Source organism: Psychrobacter sp. H26 (genome assembly GCF_059073035.1).
This window is the reverse complement of the sequence record NZ_JCACRW010000001.1, coordinates 2,936,135-2,956,798: the sequence shown is the minus strand read 5'-3', so window position 1 is coordinate 2,956,798 and position 20,664 is coordinate 2,936,135. Positions and strand designations below refer to the sequence as shown.

Sequence of the window (20,664 nt, the reverse complement as noted above, 5' to 3'; positions counted from 1 at the left end):
CAACCTGATAAGAGGTTGCTTTTCTTTAAAGTCGATACAGTATTTTTATTGTTTTAACAAACAAAGTAATCAATGCATATTAGTCATATTACTGTTATCAAGTCTGCTTAGGAAGCCAACTCAATAATAAATAAAATTAGATAGCTTCGATTTGCTCAGCTTGTGGGCCTTTTTTGCCATCACCTAAGATGAAAGACACTTTTTGGCCTTCGGCTAGAGTTTTGAAACCGTTACCTTGGATAGCGCTGTAGTGAGCAAATACGTCTTGTCCGCCGTTGTCTTGAGCGATAAAACCAAAACCTTTAGCTTCATTAAACCACTTTACAGTGCCTTCAACTTTATCTGACATAAATTTTCCTGACTCTTTAACTGTTGGCGAGACTTGTGTCATCACCGATTAATTGATATATACCTGCGTATTTTTTGCTTGATGCAATCATAAAAAATTTAAATAATCTGAAAGAAAATTCAAAATTTTTACCTAAAATACTTTGGGTACAGCCTGATTATAACAGTTTTCGATGTGGGTAACAGTCTAAATTAATAATTTTTGTAAATAAATTTTAGCTATTATTTCGACCTAGGATAAACCATACTTGTGAACATATCATGCTGATATTAAATGATTTTTAAGTTTTCTTATACTAAATGACGTGTTAGTGGATCTATTAACAACTCAAACAATCAAACCATTCTAGGACTTTATACTAATCATTACTTATTGCGATATAGGTAGCCATGGTGCGCTCAATACTAACAAGCATAACGCAAAAAAGATTAATGAGAACGACTGACTGTAGGCAATATATTTGGCTGGTATCACAAGGTCTTTCGGAGAGTCTGGAATCCCCTTACGTTTTAGTAACCGTGTGCCATATATCCAACCAAAGGTAGTATAGATACCATAAGCAGCAGGAACCGCAATCGCTAACGGTGCCAAATCAATCACATATAGAGCGACTACAGAGATGAAGAACCATATCGTATCTAAAAGCGAGCTGAATTGAAAAAATTTAGATTTGGGCAATTTGCCATCTGTTTTTTTGAGCATCTCCCCTTCTATCCAAATTAAAACTGCTACCACAGCACTGAGAGTCACATACACGAATTGCGGCGTTAGCCAGTCTGGATAAGATATTTGCACAACATACAACCTGTAATCTGTAGAAAATAAGAATGAGACACCCATTTACATCTGTTATTCAAAGACAAATAAGCGTGGTAAAAGCACTTTGGGCAGTGTAAAGATGACTGCTTATATTGGGCAGTTATTACTACTTTTCAACCAGCATATATAATAACTTGTGTCTCTACCAAGCATGACTTAAAAAACCCGTGCTATCGAGTGATAACACGGGTTCTAGGACTATCTGTCAGTATACTTTAAAGTGATATCGATTTAGTTTTTGTCTTTATCGATAATTTTGTTACCACCGATCCAAGGCATCATACCGCGTAGCTTGGCACCAGTTGTCTCGATTTGATGCTCAGCGTTGTTGCGACGACGTGCTGTCATTGATGGATAGTTGGTTGCACCTTCAGAGATAAACATCTTCGCGTATTCGCCAGACTGGATGCGTTTTAGCGCATTACGCATGGCTTCACGTGACTGCTCATTGATAACTTCAGGACCCGTAACGTATTCACCGTACTCAGCGTTATTACTGATTGAATAGTTCATGTCAGCGATACCGCCTTCATACATCAAATCAACAATTAGCTTTAGCTCATGTAGACACTCAAAGTAAGCCATTTCTGGTGCGTAGCCTGCTTCTGTTAGTGTCTCAAAGCCCATTTTTACTAGCTCTACTGCACCGCCACAAAGCACTGCTTGCTCGCCAAATAGATCCGTTTCCGTCTCATCTTTGAACGTGGTTTCGATGATACCTGAACGACCGCCACCAACACCAGCAGCATACGATAGTGCTAGTTGTTTGGCTTGACCAGAAGCATCTTGATAGATGGCGATAAGATCTGGGATACCGCCGCCTTTAGTAAATTCTGAACGTACAGTATGACCTGGTGCTTTTGGCGCAACCATAATGACATCTAGATCACCGCGCGGTACCACTTGATTGTAATGAATAGCAAAACCATGAGCGAAAGCTAAGGTCGCGCCTTCCTTGATGTTTGGCTCGATGACGTCGTTATAAAGCTCTTTTTGAAACTCATCAGGTGTCAAAATCATGATAACGTCAGCAGCTTTTACCGCTTCTTCTACTTCAGCAACTTTTAGACCGGCATTTTCAGCTTTTTTCCATGAGCCTGAGTTAGCACGTAGACCAACCGTCACATCAACGTCAGAATCTTGTAGGTTAAGCGCGTGCGCATGGCCCTGTGAACCGTAACCGATAATGGCAACTTTTTTACCTTGGATAATTGATAAATCACAATCTTTGTCATAAAAAACGTTCATAAATAGAGTCCTTGTCTCAATCATGGCTTGCCATGGATAGTAAACGCTTATGCTGTAATTAATATAGTCACTGGCACAAGCGTCTTGTTTATTTAGATAAATAGTTTTTGATTAAAGTAGAGCTTGATTAAAATAGGTTGTACTGAGTGCTAAATACTAAGCGTCTTTTCACCGCGAGCAATACCGATCACACCCGAGCGAACCACTTCCATAATGCGCTCACGTCCGAGCACATCAATAAAGCCGTCAAGCTTTGCCTTGTCACCAACGATTTGAATCGTGTATAAGTTGGCATTGACGTCGACGATCTGCGCACGGAAAATATCTGCACTGCGTTTGATCTCTTCGCGCACACTACCAGTTGCTCGTACTTTGATCAGCATCAACTCACGCTCGACGTGTACATTCTCTGTTAGATTGTGCACTTTAACCACTTCAATCAATTTATGCAATTGTTTGGTGATCTGCTCGATTCTCTCTGGTGACGTGATAGTTGTCAATGTTAGGCGAGAGATACTTGGGTCATCAGTAGGTGCGACGTTTAGCGTTTCGATATTGTAGCCACGCTGTGAGAACAAGCCGACTAGACGCGACAACGAACCCGCTTCGTTTTCCATCAATACCGAAATCAGATGTTGTTGTTGCATTAGGTACGCTCCCCTTTTGTTAACCACATGTCACGCATTGCCTGTCCAGCGATTTGCATTGGATATACATGCTCATTACGATCGACATAAATATCGATAAATACCAGTTTGTCTTTCATTGCCATAGCTTCTGCCAATTGCGCTTCCATAGTCGCAGGGTCAGTAATTTTGATACCAACGTGACCATAACTTTCAGCCAATTTGACAAAGTCTGGTAATGAGTTCATGTAAGACTGGGCGTGGCGACCTTCATACAACATGTCCTGCCACTGCTTCACCATACCCAACTGTGCGTTATTCAGGTTTAGGATTTTTACTGGCAAATTATATTGTAGGCAAGTCGATAGCTCTTGGATATTCATCTGAATAGAGCCTTCACCCGTGATACACACCACATCACGCTCAGGGTTAGCAAGCTTTGCTGCCATCGCATATGGCAAGCCAACACCCATGGTACCTAGACCACCTGAGTTCAACCACTGACGAGGCTCATTGTACGTGTAGTAAAGTGCTGCAAACATCTGATGCTGACCGACGTCACTGGTGATAATAGCGTTACTGTTAGTCACTTTATCTAGAGCCTGTACTGCGCTTTGTGGCTTGATACCATTGTCTGTACTGGTGTCATAACGCAGACCATGGCGCTTACGCCACTCGTTGATCTGTGACCACCAGTCTAGTAGGGCATGCTGCTCTAGCTGCTTGTCCTGACCGACGATCTCTAACATATCTGTTAGGACAGATTTTACGTCACCAACGATAGGAATATGCGCCAGAATGGTCTTTGAAATCGAAGCAGGGTCAATATCAATATGAATAATAGTCGCGTTAGGGCAGAATTTTTTGACGTTATTGGTCACACGGTCATCAAAACGCGCACCGACTGCCAAAATAACATCAGCATGATGCATACTCATATTGGCTTCATAGGTACCGTGCATACCGAGCATGCCTAAGAACTGCTCATCTGAGCCCGGGAAAGTACCCAGACCCATCAATGTATTAGTCACTGGCAAGTTTAGACGATGCGCAAGGTCAGTTAACTCTTCGTGCGCCTTACTCCAGATCACGCCGCCGCCTGCATACACGACTGGACGCTGTGCCGCTAGTAACGTCTCAACCGCCTTTTTGATCTGACCACTATGGCCTTTGAGCGAAGGCTGGTACGAACGTATAAATACCTCTTCTGGGTACTCATAGGCATGTTTTTCGCTAGGGGCGGTCATGTCTTTTGGCACATCAATAACCACAGGACCTGGACGTCCAGACTGCGCGATATGGAATGCCTTTTTGACAATCATAGGAATTTCGCTAGCATGGCGTACTTGGAAGCTGTGCTTAACGATAGGGCGTGACACCCCAACCATATCTGTTTCTTGGAAAGCATCTTCGCCGATTAGGCTACTTGGTACCTGACCTGAAATCACTACCATCGGTACTGAGTCCATAAAGGCAGTAGCAATTGCAGTAACGGTATTGGTTGCACCAGGACCTGAGGTTGCGAGCACCACACCAGTATTGCCAGTCACTCGTGAATAAGCATCTGCCATGTGACCCGCAGCCTGCTCGTGGCGTACTAGAATGTGTTCAACGGCTTCTTGCTGAAACAGCGCATCATAAATGTGTAGAACAGCACCACCTGGGTAACCAAAGATGTATTCGACACCTTCGTCAGTCAGCGCTTGTACCAGCATTTCAGCGCCCGATAGCATTACAGGCTCTGCACTGCCCTCTGCGAGACGTTGTTGCTTTTCTTCAAAATTTTTGGCGGCATTACCCGTTTGGGTATGTCCCGTCATATTCGGACTTTGCGTGGTTTGCGTCACTGTCATCACCTTTTTTTGCGGCGAGAATTTGCAGTATTTTATGAGGAGAGAGAATCCATGTAGGCATTACTTCTAAGTTCGTAAAATGACTGCCAATTCTTGTCCATATCAAGAATATTTGCCTAATGTATTGAGTTACGTTGTTTTTAAAAACAACAAATCGCTCAAACACAGCAATGTATTTAAGGTCAGCTTTGTGATGGACATTTATCGATATACAGTGACAAGATACGAGTGCATCTAAAAAAGAGGCTTATTATTGCAAGTGAATACAAGCAAGCACTGATGACAAATTCATTGATACAGCCGTATAGATATAAACAAATAAGATAAATTCTATAGCCAATAATTTGACTGTCTCGCAAGCGTATTGACCCTTACGATAGATTTTTAAAAAACCTTATACTTACCTTATGTTTAACACAACTGATAGAATCACATGTAGTACATTTTAAATAATAAGTTTATCTTAGTCATTGTAGACAGATAAGTCCGGAGACGATGATTAGCGGTTAGTAGTCGCTTGACCACTACGTCTGCCAATCATGATCACAAAGGAAATAAAACTGCGTAAGCTACCGATAAGTAACCCGTAGTTTGCATTCACAAGTGCCACGGCAATATCATAAAAGCCGCTCACTGACCAATCAACTGCTCTTATATTCGATGGTTTAGGCCCTATTGTCAAGAAAAACTTCTAAACCCTATACCTAACTATTAGTTATTAAATAATATACATTGATAAGTATTTTTTGCTAAAATCAAAAGTCGGCAGGTTATTACTATCAATAACAGGCTTAAATGTTATATTTAACCTTATACCTATCTGCTTCTACCAAACAAGAGGATTGCCGCTATGGCATATGCATCTATAATCACTACTGCTGCCAAACTGCTAACGAGCACTGCGTGTATGCTAATGCTGTCTATGAATGCCAGTCAGGCTATTCAGGTATATAAATCCATTGGTGCACATGGTGAAGTCAAGTACAGTCAACATGCTCCGCAGAATGGCAAAAACATCGAATTGATTGAGTTTCGTAGTGACGGCAGACAAAACAACGCTGGAGAAATGGCAGGCAAAACAGATGCCAGCCAAAGCAATAATACCCAAACGGCAGAAGAGCAGCGTGTAGCCGCTCTTGAAGCACGTATTAAAGAACAAGAAGCACAGGCCAATGCCCAGCGCTGTCAATCGCTGCGCAATAACCTAACCAACCTAAATGTTGGCGGACGTATCTATGAGATGGATGCAGATGGCAAACGTCAATACTTAGATGGACGTGAAATTGAGCTAAAACGTGAGCGCGTACAACAAGCAATCAATCAGTACTGTGGTAGCGCTACGACCTAGTTTTTGTAGCGATGATTACTCAACAATCATCAGCTGCATAACATGGCGAATGGCTGCTGGCATATCTTGAGCTTGTAGCCCTCGCTGTCCGATTAATAGCGCATTGTTACTACAACAATCGCCCGTCTGATTTACCAACACATCCCCTGCAAACCCATGTATAAGTACTGCTTGATGCAAGCTGCGCGACGCTGATACTAAGTCCTGCTGCGCCAGCAATCCAGCAGTCACACCAGATAATACATCACCCATGCCAGCCGTTGCCATACCAGCGTTTCCAGCATTGCAGACGTATACCTGTTTTCGCCCTGATTTTTGCTCCAACACTAACGACCCTGCTCCCTTTAGCACCCAGTCACCACCATAAACCTTAGCGCATTGTGTTATAGCTTGCAGTCTATCACGCTCTACCTCGCTAATTTTTTGATCAAGTAACCTAGCGGCTTCGCCACTATGTGGTGTCATGCATACTCGATGATTGGAGCTGTATTCTTGTAGCTCTTTTACCAGTTCATGACTGTCCATATGCAGCGATGCTAAATGATAAAGCCCATCAGCATCAATCACTATTGATTTTTCATACTCTATAGCTGCCTTTATATAATCGATGAATAGTGCTTTTGCTTTTTCGTCACGGCCTAATCCCATACCGATAGCAATGACGCTGGCTTGTTTTATTAAGCCTTTCACACTATCTGTATCGTGCAGATTAATGGTCATGGCATCTGGCAAAGAGGTTAATAATGCACCATGAAAAGCCTCATGGCAGGCAACGGTTATCTTTCCAGCACCAGTAGCCATTGTACTAGATGCAGCCAGTATTGCGGCACCGCCCATACCTTGTGAGCCATCGATACGATTTCCGCCAATGACAAGCGCATGACCATATCTGCCTTTATAACTGTTTTGACGGCGTGTCTGCATACTATGTGCAGCCTTCAGTAGCATAGCAATGGGTTCAGATGCTGGGCTCGTGCTTTCATTGGCTATCGTATGGTTGCTAGCTTTTTGTGGTTGCGTCAACTCATAAGGTATGAGCGGTATATCAGTGACTTTTCCACTATAATCTATACCATCTTTGGTATGCAGACCAAACTTGCGTGCTATCAGACACAAAGTTACATCAGCTTGTATCGCAACGCGATCGAACACTTCACCAGTAGAGGCCACCAACCCACTTGGAATATCGACTGCCACTGCTAATGCTTTATATCGTTGCGTACTATCATTAAAAGTATTAATCGCTTCTTTGTAGATACCTTCTGGCGCACGGTCCAGTCCAATACCAAAGAGAGCATCGATATGCATATCCGCAGATAAGATACTCTCGTTTGAACTATCTTGACGGTTATTGATCTCTTCAAAACGTTGATAGTTGCAATTGGCAGATAAGGCTATCTGTAGCGCTTTGGTAGCATCAATCATGTTACTACTGTCACTATTTTTATGATTAGCAATTACTGCCTGATTGTTTATGGCAAGATCACTTTTATCAAAACCGACAGTGATTACTTCGACTTGCCAGCCTGCTTGCTGCAAGTAATGAGCCATGAGCCAGCCGTCCCCGCCATTATTACCCTTTCCTACCCAGATACATGCCCGATGCGGACAAGTATCATGATGATAAATATGAATATTGGGGTGACTGTTTTCAAAGTATTTTTGCTCGTAAAGCTTTTCTATCCGCTGCGTCATCTGCCAAGCGGCTTGTTTCATTAGCCCAAAGCTATCATACCCTTCTGCAAACCATACTTGCTCCATCGCGTATACTTGCTTGCTACTATACAGTGCCACAGGTTTTGTGTTTTTTATGGGTAATATAATGGTCTTATTTTCCATTTTATGTCCTCTACTGGTCTTTTCTTATATTTCGTAATAGCTTAGCAAAAGCTAATATCGACTTGTGTATCGATATGACTGTAGGTTTATTTTCTTTTATACTTGCGCTCGTCACTCACTGGCTTATCATATCGGTATACCCATCACTCATGATCAAACACAAAACCTTCAATCGAACCAAATAAGCATCTATATTTATGCATACTGATAAAAACAAGATTGCCATTAGCGACGCCTATGTATTTTCAACCACAGCAGAGGTTAAGCAATGGATCAAAGCGCAAGCACAAGCACTAGGGTTTGCTGACTGTGGATTTCTATCTGTCCACCACCCTTTGTTTACTCAGCAAATTGAACAGTTACAGCAGTGGCTCGGTAAAGGCTATGAGGGTCAATTACAGTTCATGCATAACAACCACCATCTGCGTGCTCATCCCGAGGAGTTAGTAGATGGTGCAAAGACCATTATCAGTGTACGAATGGATTATCTCACTCAGGTACCGACGCCGCGTGCTGTCACGGACAACGAACATCCCAATCAAGGTATCATCGCGCGGTACGCTAGAGGTCGCGACTATCATAAGACAATGCGTAGCCGTTTGAAGCAATTGGCCTTAAATATCGAAGCCATGCTTCCTGAGTGGCAACATCTAGATATCGGTGCAGAAAACGAGTTTGTTTTTAGACCTTTTAGCGATTCTGCGCCTATATTTGAGCGACCTATCGCAGATGCTACGGGTCTTGGCTGGACAGGCAAGCATACGTTATTGATCAACAAACAAGCGGGCTCATTCTTTGTGCTGGGTGAGTTATTTTTGAGCCTTGAGTTACCCGATGATGAGCCTGTCAAGGAACACTGTGGTAGTTGCAGCGCTTGTATTGATATATGTCCTACTCAAGCGATTGTAGCGCCTTATGAGCTCAATGCATCTGCCTGTATCTCTTATTTAACGATTGAACACGATGGTATTATTGATACCAAGTATCGACGTGCAATCGGCAATCGAGTATTCGGCTGTGACGATTGTCAGCTGATATGTCCATGGAATCGCTACGCCAATATCACTACCGTCGAGGACTTCGCGCCAAGACATGGTCTTGATAACAGCAGTTTGCTTGAATTATGGCAATGGCAGGAAGCGGACTTTTTAAAAAATACACAAGGTAGTCCCCTTAGACGCACAGGCTATATCAATTTTTTGCGTAATATTGCGATTGGTCTGGGTAACGCTAGTGGCAGTTTGGAAGTGGTTGAGCAGCTGAAACCTAAGTTGACTATACATAATGCTATGCTCGACGAACATATCGAATGGGCATTGGATGAGCAGTATAAAAAATTAAATCCTAGTAGCGAGCTAACCACTTCATAGATACAAATAAACATGTGAACTCATTATTTGATCTGATAGAAACCCATAAAAAAAGCCTCTTAAACATAAGAGGCTTTTTTATATTTAGTCTACTGTGCTAAATTTCTAAGCACTTTTAAGAATTATGATTATGGCTTAGGGATGCGTAGCACTTGACCTGGATAGATTTTATCTGGATCAGATAGCATTGGCTTGTTAGCTTCGAATATTTTCATATAATCACCAGATTCGCCATAAACATCTTTAGCAATTTTAGATAAACTATCGCCAGATTTTACGGTATACATAGTTGATTCAGGCGCATCTTCTTCGATATCAATGTTGTCAATAACTTTTGCGACGTTCTGCACATTACCAATAGCGATGATGGCTTTTTCGCGATCAGCTTGAGTCTTAGCATTACCACTGATCTCTGCAGTATCTGTAGAACCATTATATTTGATTTTGAGATTGCTGATATTTAGGTTTTGCTGCTGAATACGACGTAGCAATATGTTAGCGACTGACTGTGCTGAAGGCTCACTACTTTGTACTGGTGTATTGGCATCTGCTTTGGTTTCAGATTTTGCGTCATGCTTTTCGTCATCACGGTTAAAAATCTTGTCACCGATATCCTTTGCGAAACTAAACATACCCATATAACTACTCCTTAAATTTTTATTATTCATCGTTGTTTTTTTGATGATGTGTAATAAAGCATTGTCTTGCTCTATTCCTAATTACCATGATGAGTATAGACAAAGGAGAATAAAGTAAATAGTAAGAGTATGTTGAGTAATGTTGGATTGACGTAGCTTATGTTAATACAACTTAGTAGTCCAAAGTTCATACATATGAAAACCAGTATATCTAGCATAGTCAGCATATAAAGAAGAACAGACGCATAAAAAAACCGCCTATCTATAAGATAAGCGGCATCACAAAACTATCAACTGTATAGCAAATTATAGCTGAGCTTGTACGTAATCGATTGCTTTTTGAACAGTAGTCAATTCTGCAGAATCTTCATCAGGAATAGTGATACCAAAATCACTTTCAAAAGACATAACCAGTTCAACTAGGTCCAATGAATCTGCACCTAAGTCTTCCATGAATGAAGCATCATTGTTGATGTCTTCAACATTCATACCTAATTGCTCAGCTACTGCTGCTTTTACTCTTAGTTCGATATCATTACTCATATAGATCACTCCGTTATCATCTATTATTTTTGATAAACTGCTATAGCGCTTAATCTAAGCTCTATAGCATGGTATATAAAATGTATTTGCCAGATCAGCATTGCTGTCTGAGTACTCTATGACATAGTGTACAGTCTGTCTGATGTCTAATAAAGCCCTGCTATCATACAGGGCTTTGACTCAAAAGTATCCGTCATTATAGCACCCTTTATTATAGTTTACACTCGTTCACACAGTTTTTTATTATAACTGTGTAACGCTTACATATACATGCCACCATTGACAGGAATAACAGCACCTGTGATATAGCTGGCCTCATCGCTGGCTAAGAAATGTACGGCTGCTGCAATGTCTTCTGGCTGGCCAAGACGGCTGATAGGAACAGCATCTAGCATAGAGTTCAATAGGCGCTCATCAAGCTCATCTGTCATATCCGTTTCGATCAAACCTGGTGCGACGCAATTGATAGTCACTTGGCGTGAACCGATTTCACGTGCAAGCGTACGGCTGAACCCTTCTACACCGGCTTTGGTCGCAGCATAGTTAGATTGACCTGCGTTACCCATTTGAGCGACGACGGAGGTTATATTGATAATGCGACCACGACGTGCTTTCATCATGCCACGTACTGCACGCTTACTCATACGGTATACTGATGTCAAATTGGTATCGATGACGTTTTCCCAGTCTTCATCTTTCATGCGCATCAATAGACCATCTTGGGTGATACCTGCGTTATTGACGAGTACCTGTACCGCACCGTAAACGCTTTCGATTTCTTCGAACAATTTATCAATTTGGGCAGTATCACGTACATCTAAAACACGACCAATACCGCCAGTATCGTGAAGATAATCATCAATCAGCTCAGCACCTTTCTCTGTAGTGGCTGTGCCAATGACGAAATGTCCTTCTTTCGCAAAGCGTTTAGCAACTGCCTTTCCAATACCGCGGCTAGCACCAGTCACTAATGTAATCGTACGGCTCATAATAACACCTCTAATAATTTTTCTAGACGGGCAGGCTTGTCAGTCGGATAGCTTGCGATCGGCTGTGCTTGACGCTTCGCCAAATTGCTGAGGACATTACCACTGCCACACTCGATTAATATATTAATTTGTTTGTCAGCCAACTCTTGCATGGTTTTTGACCACAATACAGGTTCACTTAGCTGTTCAGTTAAGGCTTGCTTGATGCCCGCTGCACTGGTCTCAACACGCGCATGGCGATTTTGAATCACAGGGATAGTAGCCTGATCAAATTTGATCTCTGCTAATATCTCAGCTAAGGCATTGCTGGCAGGTTCCATCAGTGCGCAATGAGATGGCACACTTACCTTTAGGGGCACAGATTTTTTGCCAGTATTTTTTACTTTGTCGATAACAGCGTTGACGCCCGCAGCATTACCCGAAATAACCACTTGCCCTGGACTATTAAAATTAGCAGCACCAACTACAGCAGCTTCAACATGTTCTGTTGCTTGTTCACATAGGTTTTCGACTCTATTGTCTTCAAGTCCTAATACGGCAGCCATAGCAGTATCAACCCCTACAACAGCCTCTTGCATCAACTGACCACGCTTATGTACCAAGGTTACGGCATCACCAAGCGATATCACATTGGCAGCACATAACGCGCTATATTCGCCAAGAGAATGCCCCGCTAAATAACAAGGCGTTTCTTTTAGTTGTTGTTGTAAAACACGCCAAATAGCAATGCTAGCTGTCAATAGCGCTGGCTGAGTGTATTGAGTTTGATTGAGTTTATCTTCATCTTGACAGATTGCCCACAAATCCTCACCAAGCGCCTCACTCGCTTCGGTAAACGTATCACGTATCTCTGGGTAAGTTTCAGCAAGCTCACTTGTCATTGAGACGGCTTGAGATCCTTGACCAGGAAAAATAACCGCGATACGAGCGGGTTGCTTTTTTACCATATCGGGTACAGAAGCCATAACCAATATTCCTTATCTGATTAGAATATCCCTAAAAACAATGGGGTTTATTATATTATTAGATGTTATACAAAGCCGCTACTTCGACTACCTGTCTACGACAACGGATTGTCAGTAAACTATACACTGACGCAAGCCATTATCATAGCGGATGCGTATCAAGCGATGATAGTGAAGCGCTGTGCGAACCAAAAGACTAATGACATTATCATGCTCTATTATCTACTAGGAACAGAAGCTCGTTTGGGTAATGAGTAGAGTCATAAATAACAAAAAGCCAAGTTATCCAGCCACATAATATATGATAGCGAAATAACTTGGCTTTTTTAGCTCGAAGCTTATTGACTGATAATAATCAGGCAAAACAATGACAGTCACCAGTACTATCACTGCTTTGCTCAAATTATCATAGAGTCAATGTCTTAGGCGTCTTGACTTACTTTAAATAGCTGACGGCCACGATAGAAACCATCTTTAGTCATGTGATGACGACGATGTTTTTCACCAGTAGTAGCGTCTACGCTTAGTTCAGCAATTTCCATACGGTGATGTGAACGGCGCATGTCACGACGAGAACGGCTTTTACGACTTTTTTGAACAGCCATGATATAGCTCCTATACTTAAAAGGGATAAGCTTAAAATTCAGCTTTAGTCGATACTGACAGAGGCTATATAATCATAACAACCTAAGTCTTAAGCATCATTAGTTAAATAAATTGTCACTTACATAAAGCGCTAACTATGTCTGAAATTTATGAAAAATTTACCTAGTCAGCTTCTATCAGCACGCAACAGGTTGCTCGAATGCAATAAACCGGACATTATACGCATGTTTATTGAATTAATAAAGCCCTGCCTTGCACTCTTCTGTGCAAAGCCGACAAAAGGCTCAATAAATACATCTAGCAAGTCAATTCTGTATTTATAATTTGCCTTTTAATGAAGCTAAAGCTGCAAAAGGGTTTTCGGTTTCTTCTTCTTCTGGTAGCTCGCCGAACTGCTCAACTGACATTTCACAGTCGTCATGTTTTGGCGCCATTGGTGTTTTGAGCAAAATCTCATCTTCTACCAGTTTTTTGAATGGCAATAAACGCTCAGGAGATTGCTCAGTGACGATTTCATCGAGCAACAAGTAATCTTGCTCATCATTGACCAAGCGTACTTGGCTATCGTTTTCAAGTAGCGCAATATCGTAGTCATCAGACAAGTCTATCGCAATTGGCTGTAAACAACGTTGACACGTCAACCAGACATCACCTGCCAAAGTGAATGCCAGATGCAGAACATTATTGCGGCGATAAAGCGTCGCATTCAACTGGATATGTGATTGTTCATGCTCTGTACTTAGTGTAGTAGCAAGACGATCAAATAGTTTTGGATCAACTTCTCCTGACCATTCATAACCCGTATCAGCCCATTTATCTAATGAAATGTGCTCAGGCATGCTAGTAGATACGGACGCTTTTTTATTATCAGCATAAGGTGCTGACGGCTTGGTTTCTGAAGTGCTTGACATGCGAGGCCTCATTCATAAAAACGGTGTATAATATTGCCTGCCATACTAACGGAAAGTATCAGGCTACGCTAGCGGTAGTATGTTAATATTTTTTGACAGAAAACCTATCTAAACCTCTATACTTGCTCCTTTTTCATTCAGATAATCTTTCTGTTCTTGGTGCCTATTTTTTAGTGTTTATTGAGTCAATATTTTATTTATGGATCTGTCTAACAACAAAACTGATTTTTCTAACTTACTTTCTTCTATTGACGTTAATGTACTTGTCGAGCGCATTACTCAGCAAAACAGCGACCTAGCAAAAACATCTACTAAGTCAGAATGTTCTGACAGTAATAAATGCTTAAAAGAATGGAAACGTCAGTGGCAAAAACTGTCTAGCATCAATCTTGAGTACGGTCGTCAAGCAGTAGAAGCGACTGATAGCGAGCGTGCAGCTACTGATTGGCTGATAAGTCTATTCAATACATTGTTCAGTGAGCAGCAGGTTATGTTGGTCCGTAGTAATAGTGAGCCTGAATACTTTCCTATTCAAGGTAATCAACCTGCCAGAATCGAATTCGCCCATGGTTTTTTTGCAAGTGCTTTGCATGAAATCAGTCATTGGTGTGTGGCTGGTGAGGCTCGTAGGCGACTACCTGATTTTGGCTACTGGTATGCCCCAGACGGTCGAACAGCAGCTCAGCAGCAGGCATTTGAGCGTGTAGAAATCAAGCCGCAAGCACTAGAGTGTCTATTTACTCTAGCATGTGGGCGACATTTTCAAGTCTCACAAGATAACTTGTTTGCTGACTTTGACACTAGCGAGAGTGCATTTGCTAATGACGTCTATCAACAAGTAGAAACCTATCTTGAAAATCCAAAAATTTTACCACGTGATGCTAAAACATTACTCAGCACCCTACTCCGTGCTTGCAAAGATAAATAATATCAAACGCCAATAAGGCTTTTATTTGAGCTACTCATTTTTTTGGTGTTAACGATTTTCTACGATTGGTAACGCCTTACCACTAAAGCTCTATTGGCTTTGAGCTATACTGATAATTGAAATAGCATTTTTGAATAGATTGCATTAACAATATACGAAGTAGTGTTCAGCGACACTACTTCTGATTAAATTAGCTTTAACCAGCTGACAAATTATTTGTATTAATAAAAAAACCAATAACTATAAAATAAGGAATTATTATGGAAGTCCTCTATATTCATCCAGAAAATCCGCAGCCACGTCTCATCGAACAAGCTGCCAATATGCTACGCAAGGATCAACTGATCATTTATCCAACAGATACCAGTTATGCTTTTGGTTGTCGGTTGGGCGCAAAGGACGCCTTGACTAAGCTAAAGCAAATTCGCGAGCTTGATGACAAGCATCAATTTACTTTGTTATGCCGTGATCTTAGTGAGATTGCAAACTACGCTACAGTCGACAATGTACAATTTAAACAGCTTAAAGCGCATACGCCAGCGCCAATTACTTTTATTCTCAATGCTACAAAAGATGTGCCTAAGAAACTCGCCCACGCAAAAAAGAAAACGATTGGTATTCGTGTGCCTAGCAATCCTATTGCCCAAGCGCTATTGGAAGCGATGGATGAACCTATTTTGACCAGTTCTTTGATTCTTCCTGATAGAGACGATATTTTAGATGATCCGTTTGAAATTGAAGACTTGTTAGGTAATCAAATAGACGGTCTTATCAATGCAGGCATAAAGACAACCAAACTTACCACCATTGTAGACATGACCAATAGTCAGCCTGAAGTGATTAGACAGGGTGCTGCTGACGTTGATTCGTTGTTACTATAAACAGATAATAAATAATTAAATTTCAAACAAAAAAAAGCTCCAATTGAATTGGAGCTTTTTTTTGAAATATATCTATGGTGCAAAATTAGTCGCGATCAACCAATTCTACATAAGCCATTGGCGCATTGTCACCATCACGGTAACCACACTTTACGATACGCAAATAACCACCTGGACGTGTCTGGTAACGAGGACCTAACGTGCCAAATAATTTGCCTACCATAGCTTTGCTACGCATACGGCTGAATGCTAAACGACGGTTAGCAACGCTGTCTTCTTTAGCCATAGTGATCAATGGCTCGGCAACGCGACGTAGTTCTTTAGCTTTTGGTAAAGTTGTTTTGATCAGTTCATGCTCAAATAATGAGTTAGTCATGTTCTGAAACATTGCCTTACGATGACTGCCGGTACGACCCAGCTTGACTCCACTCTTACGATGGCGCATAGTCAAAAATCCTTAAAGTTTAACGGCTACGATAAGAAAAGCGATCATCAACACGTAAATCAGCTGGTGGCCAGTTATCTAGGCGCATACCGAGCTCTAAATCTTTAGACGCTAATACGTCCTTGATTTCTGTTAATGATTTCTTACCAAGATTTGGGGTTTTTAGAAGTTCAGTCTCTGAACGCTGTACCAAATCACCGATATAGTAAATGTTTTCAGCTTTCAAGCAGTTGGCTGAGCGAACCGTTAGTTCAAGATCGTCCACAGGGCGTAATAGCACCGGATCAACCTCTTCTTTTTCTTTCACAGGCTCAGGCGCTTCTTCAGCTTCTAGGTCAACAAAGATAGAAATCTGTTGCTGTAAAATAGTTGCTGCTTTACGAATTGCTTCTTCTGGATCTATAGTGCCATTAGTTTCAAGCTCAACGATAAGACGATCAAGATCAGTACGCTGCTCAACGCGAGCGTTCTCAACCTGATAAGCAACACGTAGCACAGGACTAAAACTTGCATCAAGCTTTAAGCGTCCAATTGCTCTAGTATCACCATCTTCACGGCGCTGGTTTGCTGGCTCATATCCACGACCCATTACTACACGCAAACGCATCTTAAGATGACCACGATCGCTCAATGTACCCAAAACCAATTCTGGATTGATAATATCAACATTGTGCGGTAACGCGATGTCTGCAGCAGTAATAGTGCCTGGACCTTGTTTATCCAAGGTCAAAAATACTTCATTTTGGTCATGAAGCGTAATTGCCAAGCCTTTTAAGTTCAAAAGCAAGTCAAGTACATCTTCCTGTAGTCCTTCAAGCGTAGAATATTCATGGTCAACACCATCAATCTCAGCTTCAATGACTGCAGCACCAGGTAATGAAGATAACAAGATGCGACGCAGAGCATTACCAAGGGTATGCCCAAAGCCGCGTTCTAACGGTTCGAGCGTGACTTTCGCAATCGTTTCATTAACCGTGTCCACATTAATGGCATTCGGCGTTAGAAACTCAGTTGCATTTAGCATCATGATGTCACCTCGATTTATTAAACTGGTTTAATTAACGTTGAGTGCTCAATGCTATTTTCATAGCATTGAGCATTACGTCATTACTTAGAGTATAGCTCAACGATCAAGCTTTCGTTGATTTCAGCAGGTAGATCAATACGATCAGGCGCTTTTTTGAACGTGCCCTGTAGTTTGCTGTGGTCAACATCAAGCCATTCTGGAATACCACGTTGTGACGCTAGTTCAATAGCGTTTTTGATACGTAGCTGTTCGCGAGATTTCTCTTGGATAGCGATGACATCACCATCTTGAAGCTGAATTGATGGAATGTTCACACGAACAAACTCATCACGACCAGCTTTCTTTACCATTACGGTACGATGGCTAACTAGCTGACGTGCTTCAGCGCGAGTTGAGCCAAAGCCCATGCGATATACAACGTTATCTAGACGGCTCTCAAGCATAGCTAAAAGGTTTTCACCAGTAGCACCGCGCTTACGAGCAGCTTCTTTATAGTAGTTAGCGAACTGACGCTCTAATACACCATAAATACGCTTAACTTTCTGCTTTTCGCGCAGCTGTAGAGCATATTCTGAGGTCTTATTACGGCTTACACCGTGCTGACCTGGTGGACGACCAGCTTTTTTCGTTTTTACGTCGTATGGTTTAACGCCAGACTTAAGACCTAAGTCTGTACCTTCACGACGTGATAATTTCAGTTTTGGTCCAATATAGCGGGCCATTGTTATGTCTCCTATAAGCTTTTGGAATAAAAAGCTTCGTCTTTAATATTAGACGCGGCGCTTTTTCGGCGCACGGCAACCATTGTGTGGGATTGGGGTTACATCAGAGATGCTGTTAACTTTATAACCCAATGCACCTAGTGCTCTTACCGCAGACTCACGACCCGGTCCTGGTCCTTTGACCAAAACGTCGATATTCTTAACACCGTATTCTTGAGCCGCTTTACCAGCGACTTCAGCTGCAACCTGAGCTGCAAATGGTGTAGATTTACGTGAACCACGGAAGCCTTGTCCACCTGAAGTGGCCCAAGCCAATGCATTACCTTGACGATCGGTAATCGTAACAATGGTGTTATTAAAAGACGCATGGATATGGGCAATGCCCTCCGATACTGAACGACGAGTCACCTTTTTGCGACTGCGAGTGTCTTTTGCCATCTTTTAGCTTCCTAAGTTAATTATCTTTTGAGAGGGCGTGTCGGACCCTTACGAGTACGAGCGTTGTTCTTGGTGTTCTGACCTCTAACTGGTAGGTTACGACGATGACGGATGCCACGGTAACAACCAAGATCAACTAAACGCTTGATATTCATTGAAACTTCACGACGAAGGTCACCTTCAGTCATGTAATTTGCAACTTGTGCACGGATAGCATCTAACTGTGTATCATCTAACTGGCTAACTTTAGTAGTAGGGGCAATGCCAACTGCTTCTAAGATTTTCTGAGCAGTGGTACGACCTACACCAAAGATGTAAGTTAGTGAAATAACAGCATGCTTATTATCCGGAATGTTTACGCCGGCAATACGAGCCATTGATTTCTCTCCATTAAAGAAAAATAAGCGTTATTTATCAATAAGGCGTTATTTTTCAGAATTGTTGCTGTTGATACGAGACACTCTATAATCATCATCGATGCTTAGACTTAGTAAAAAGCCTGCACCTCAAAATCATTATAAAACATTCTGTATAAACACGGCAAGTGGCGGATGATATCCCATCCGCCGTTATTTTTCAAGCATTAATTTATATAGTAACAAAAGTTTAAAACTTTGTGATACTAGATATTAACCTTGACGTTGCTTGTGGCGCGGTTCTGCCGTACAAATAATATGTACACGGCCTTTACGGCGCACAACTTTACAGCTACCACAAATCTTCTTAACTGATGCTTGAACTTTCATAGCATGCTCCTTGAAATATCGTACCGCTCATTAAGGTTGAGTGGGCGATTGAATTAACGTCTGATCATGATATTGATGGGTCATCAAATGCGCTTGAATCTGCGAAATGAAGTCCATTACCACAACCACCATAATCAGTAGCGACGTACCACCAAGTTGAAACGGTACACCAAACGATGACTGGACGACCATTGGCATTAAACAAATAACCGTCATATACATCGCGCCAATAAAGGTCAGTCGGTTTAATACATGATCGAGGTAACGCTGAGTTTGTTGTCCTGGGCGAATACCTGGGATATAAGCACCACTACGTTTAAGGTTTTCTGCTACTTCACGAGGACTGAATACCAATGCCGTATAGAAATAACAGAAGAAAATAATCATTGCACCGAACAATACTAGATACAGCGGCTGTCCTGGAGACAACACCAATGCCATATTTTGTAATATCTTTTGTACAAAGGTAGGATCAGTTGATTGACCTACCCACTGCCCTAAACTTGCAGGAAACAACAATAGAGAACTTGCAAAAATAGCTGGGATAACGCCTGCCATGTTAAGCTTCAACGGCAAATGTGACTGCTGCTGAGCGTAGATCTTACGACCTTGCTGTTGTTTCTGAGCATAGTTAACAGGGACACGGCGCTGAGCACGTTCAATATAAACAATACCTGCAGTTACCGCAATTCCCAGTAATACAAAAATAAATAGTACAATCAAGTTCATCTGACCTTGATTGACCTGTTCGATAGATTGCGAAATCATACCTGGTGTACCAGCCACAATACTCGCAAAAATGAGCATTGAAATACCGTTACCAACGCCACGTTCTGTAATCTGCTCACCGAGCCACATCAAGAACATTGCGCCCGCTACTAATGAAGTAACAGCTGGAATATAAAAGGTCAAACCAGATGATAAAGTAAGATTTTGGCTGATCAAACCAGCACACATTCCTAATGACTGTACTAGTGCTAAAGCAAGCGTTCCCTGACGGGTGTACTTGTTTAGCTTACGTCGTCCTGCTTCACCCTCTTTTTTGAGAGCCTCAAGCGATGGCAATACTGCAGACATCATCTGTACAATAATCGATGCTGAGATATATGGCATAATGCCAAGTGCCATGATAGACATACGCTCTAGCGCACCACCTGAGAACATATTAAACATGCTCAAAATGGTGTTTTCGTTGCGCGAAAACAGATCAGCCAAATTAACCGGGTTAATACCCGGCACTGGAATATGTGACCCTAAACGATAAACAATCAATGCGCCGATTAAGAATAATAAACGCGACCATAACTCATCATACTTGCGTATGAATGCGAATGGATTAAGCGGTATACCAGTCGATGACATTGATTGTTTTG

Annotated in this window: 24 protein-coding genes; 5 read left to right on the top strand and 19 right to left on the bottom strand. The window is 41.8% G+C overall.

The window, feature by feature from the left end:
- Positions 1-136 precede the first annotated feature (136 nt).
- The 5 genes from AC5JPT_RS12350 to AC5JPT_RS12330 form a co-directional block, all read right to left on the bottom strand.
- Positions 137-349 carry a cold-shock protein gene (locus tag AC5JPT_RS12350; protein WP_057758834.1) on the bottom strand — a complete coding sequence of 71 codons (213 nt, stop codon included), beginning with the start codon at positions 347-349 and terminating at the stop codon, positions 137-139.
- Positions 350-718: 369 nt separating this feature from the next.
- Positions 719-1,144, bottom strand: coding sequence for a hypothetical protein (locus AC5JPT_RS12345; RefSeq protein WP_319052057.1), 426 nt, complete (start codon positions 1,142-1,144; stop codon positions 719-721).
- A 255-nt stretch (positions 1,145-1,399) separates the two neighbouring features.
- Complete coding sequence (ilvC, locus tag AC5JPT_RS12340; RefSeq protein ID WP_238038758.1) at positions 1,400-2,416, bottom strand: ketol-acid reductoisomerase; 1,017 nt, start codon at positions 2,414-2,416, stop codon at positions 1,400-1,402.
- Positions 2,417-2,565: 149 nt separating this feature from the next.
- Complete coding sequence (ilvN, locus tag AC5JPT_RS12335; protein ID WP_319052058.1) at positions 2,566-3,063, bottom strand: acetolactate synthase small subunit; 498 nt, start codon at positions 3,061-3,063, stop codon at positions 2,566-2,568.
- Positions 3,063-4,775 (bottom strand): acetolactate synthase 3 large subunit, encoded by a 1,713-nt coding sequence (locus AC5JPT_RS12330; RefSeq protein ID WP_319052070.1) that lies wholly within the window; start codon positions 4,773-4,775, stop codon positions 3,063-3,065. The genes ilvN and AC5JPT_RS12330 overlap by 1 nt, the downstream gene beginning before the upstream one ends.
- A gap of 970 nt (positions 4,776-5,745) precedes the next feature.
- On the opposite strand from AC5JPT_RS12330, the gene AC5JPT_RS12325 reads away from it, so the two are divergent.
- Positions 5,746-6,243: a DUF4124 domain-containing protein gene (locus tag AC5JPT_RS12325; protein WP_443526875.1), complete on the top strand. Its 498-nt coding sequence runs from the start codon at positions 5,746-5,748 to the stop codon at positions 6,241-6,243.
- Positions 6,244-6,258: 15 nt separating this feature from the next.
- On the opposite strand, the gene AC5JPT_RS12320 is transcribed toward AC5JPT_RS12325, so the two are convergent.
- The gene (locus AC5JPT_RS12320; protein WP_493858265.1) at positions 6,259-8,082 is read right to left on the bottom strand and encodes an NAD(P)H-hydrate dehydratase; all 1,824 of its coding nucleotides are present in this window, start codon (positions 8,080-8,082) and stop codon (positions 6,259-6,261) included.
- A 197-nt stretch (positions 8,083-8,279) separates the two neighbouring features.
- Between AC5JPT_RS12320 and queG the strand changes: the two genes are divergently transcribed.
- Positions 8,280-9,452: a tRNA epoxyqueuosine(34) reductase QueG gene (queG, locus tag AC5JPT_RS12315; protein ID WP_493858264.1), complete on the top strand. Its 1,173-nt coding sequence runs from the start codon at positions 8,280-8,282 to the stop codon at positions 9,450-9,452.
- Positions 9,453-9,580: 128 nt separating this feature from the next.
- On the opposite strand, the gene lysM is transcribed toward queG, so the two are convergent.
- The 4 genes from lysM to fabD all read right to left on the bottom strand — a co-directional run bounded on the left by lysM (position 9,581) and on the right by fabD (position 12,587).
- Entirely contained in the window at positions 9,581-10,090 is a 510-nt protein-coding gene (gene lysM, locus AC5JPT_RS12310) for a peptidoglycan-binding protein LysM (RefSeq protein ID WP_071003170.1), read from the bottom strand.
- 306 nt (positions 10,091-10,396) lie between these two features.
- Entirely contained in the window at positions 10,397-10,633 is a 237-nt protein-coding gene (acpP, locus tag AC5JPT_RS12305; protein ID WP_057758815.1) for an acyl carrier protein, read from the bottom strand.
- A gap of 260 nt (positions 10,634-10,893) precedes the next feature.
- Positions 10,894-11,622, bottom strand: coding sequence for a 3-oxoacyl-ACP reductase FabG (gene fabG, locus AC5JPT_RS12300; RefSeq protein WP_057758813.1), 729 nt, complete (start codon positions 11,620-11,622; stop codon positions 10,894-10,896).
- Entirely contained in the window at positions 11,619-12,587 is a 969-nt protein-coding gene (gene fabD / locus AC5JPT_RS12295; protein WP_319052062.1) for an ACP S-malonyltransferase, read from the bottom strand. The genes fabG and fabD overlap by 4 nt, the downstream gene beginning before the upstream one ends.
- A gap of 108 nt (positions 12,588-12,695) precedes the next feature.
- Between fabD and AC5JPT_RS12290 the strand changes: the two genes are divergently transcribed.
- Entirely contained in the window at positions 12,696-12,845 is a 150-nt protein-coding gene (locus tag AC5JPT_RS12290; RefSeq protein ID WP_493853512.1) for a hypothetical protein, read from the top strand.
- Positions 12,846-13,009: 164 nt separating this feature from the next.
- Here AC5JPT_RS12290 and rpmF read toward each other — a convergent pair whose 3' ends face one another.
- Both rpmF and AC5JPT_RS12280 read right to left on the bottom strand, forming a co-directional pair.
- Complete coding sequence (gene rpmF, locus AC5JPT_RS12285) at positions 13,010-13,192, bottom strand: 50S ribosomal protein L32 (RefSeq protein ID WP_057758809.1); 183 nt, start codon at positions 13,190-13,192, stop codon at positions 13,010-13,012.
- Between the two features lie 318 nt (positions 13,193-13,510).
- Complete coding sequence (locus AC5JPT_RS12280) at positions 13,511-14,104, bottom strand: YceD family protein (protein ID WP_493858263.1); 594 nt, start codon at positions 14,102-14,104, stop codon at positions 13,511-13,513.
- Positions 14,105-14,303: 199 nt separating this feature from the next.
- Here AC5JPT_RS12280 and AC5JPT_RS12275 point away from each other — a divergent pair, with 199 nt between their 5' ends.
- The gene (locus AC5JPT_RS12275; protein ID WP_493858262.1) at positions 14,304-15,032 is read left to right on the top strand and encodes an elongation factor P hydroxylase; all 729 of its coding nucleotides are present in this window, start codon (positions 14,304-14,306) and stop codon (positions 15,030-15,032) included.
- Between the two features lie 260 nt (positions 15,033-15,292).
- On the top strand, positions 15,293-15,913 hold the full coding sequence (locus tag AC5JPT_RS12270) for an L-threonylcarbamoyladenylate synthase (RefSeq protein ID WP_319052276.1): 621 nt from the start codon (positions 15,293-15,295) through the stop codon (positions 15,911-15,913).
- A gap of 85 nt (positions 15,914-15,998) precedes the next feature.
- Here the strand turns inward: AC5JPT_RS12270 and rplQ are convergent, their stop codons facing one another.
- The 7 genes from rplQ to secY all read right to left on the bottom strand — a co-directional run bounded on the left by rplQ (position 15,999) and on the right by secY (position 20,653).
- A complete protein-coding gene (gene rplQ, locus AC5JPT_RS12265) occupies positions 15,999-16,358 on the bottom strand; it encodes a 50S ribosomal protein L17 (RefSeq protein WP_021813387.1) in 360 nt (119 codons plus the stop codon).
- 19 nt (positions 16,359-16,377) lie between these two features.
- On the bottom strand, positions 16,378-17,385 hold the full coding sequence (locus AC5JPT_RS12260; RefSeq protein WP_201599219.1) for a DNA-directed RNA polymerase subunit alpha: 1,008 nt from the start codon (positions 17,383-17,385) through the stop codon (positions 16,378-16,380).
- Between the two features lie 80 nt (positions 17,386-17,465).
- Positions 17,466-18,107, bottom strand: a complete 642-nt coding sequence (gene rpsD / locus AC5JPT_RS12255) for a 30S ribosomal protein S4 (RefSeq protein ID WP_301449228.1) — start codon at positions 18,105-18,107, stop codon at positions 17,466-17,468.
- 48 nt (positions 18,108-18,155) lie between these two features.
- On the bottom strand, positions 18,156-18,545 hold the full coding sequence (rpsK, locus tag AC5JPT_RS12250) for a 30S ribosomal protein S11 (protein ID WP_045454458.1): 390 nt from the start codon (positions 18,543-18,545) through the stop codon (positions 18,156-18,158).
- 20 nt (positions 18,546-18,565) lie between these two features.
- A complete protein-coding gene (gene rpsM, locus AC5JPT_RS12245; protein ID WP_021813384.1) occupies positions 18,566-18,922 on the bottom strand; it encodes a 30S ribosomal protein S13 in 357 nt (118 codons plus the stop codon).
- Between the two features lie 252 nt (positions 18,923-19,174).
- Complete coding sequence (gene rpmJ / locus AC5JPT_RS12240) at positions 19,175-19,291, bottom strand: 50S ribosomal protein L36 (RefSeq protein WP_010196721.1); 117 nt, start codon at positions 19,289-19,291, stop codon at positions 19,175-19,177.
- Between the two features lie 30 nt (positions 19,292-19,321).
- Positions 19,322-20,653: a preprotein translocase subunit SecY gene (gene secY, locus AC5JPT_RS12235; protein ID WP_443526908.1), complete on the bottom strand. Its 1,332-nt coding sequence runs from the start codon at positions 20,651-20,653 to the stop codon at positions 19,322-19,324.
- Between the last annotated feature and the right edge of the window lie 11 nt (positions 20,654-20,664).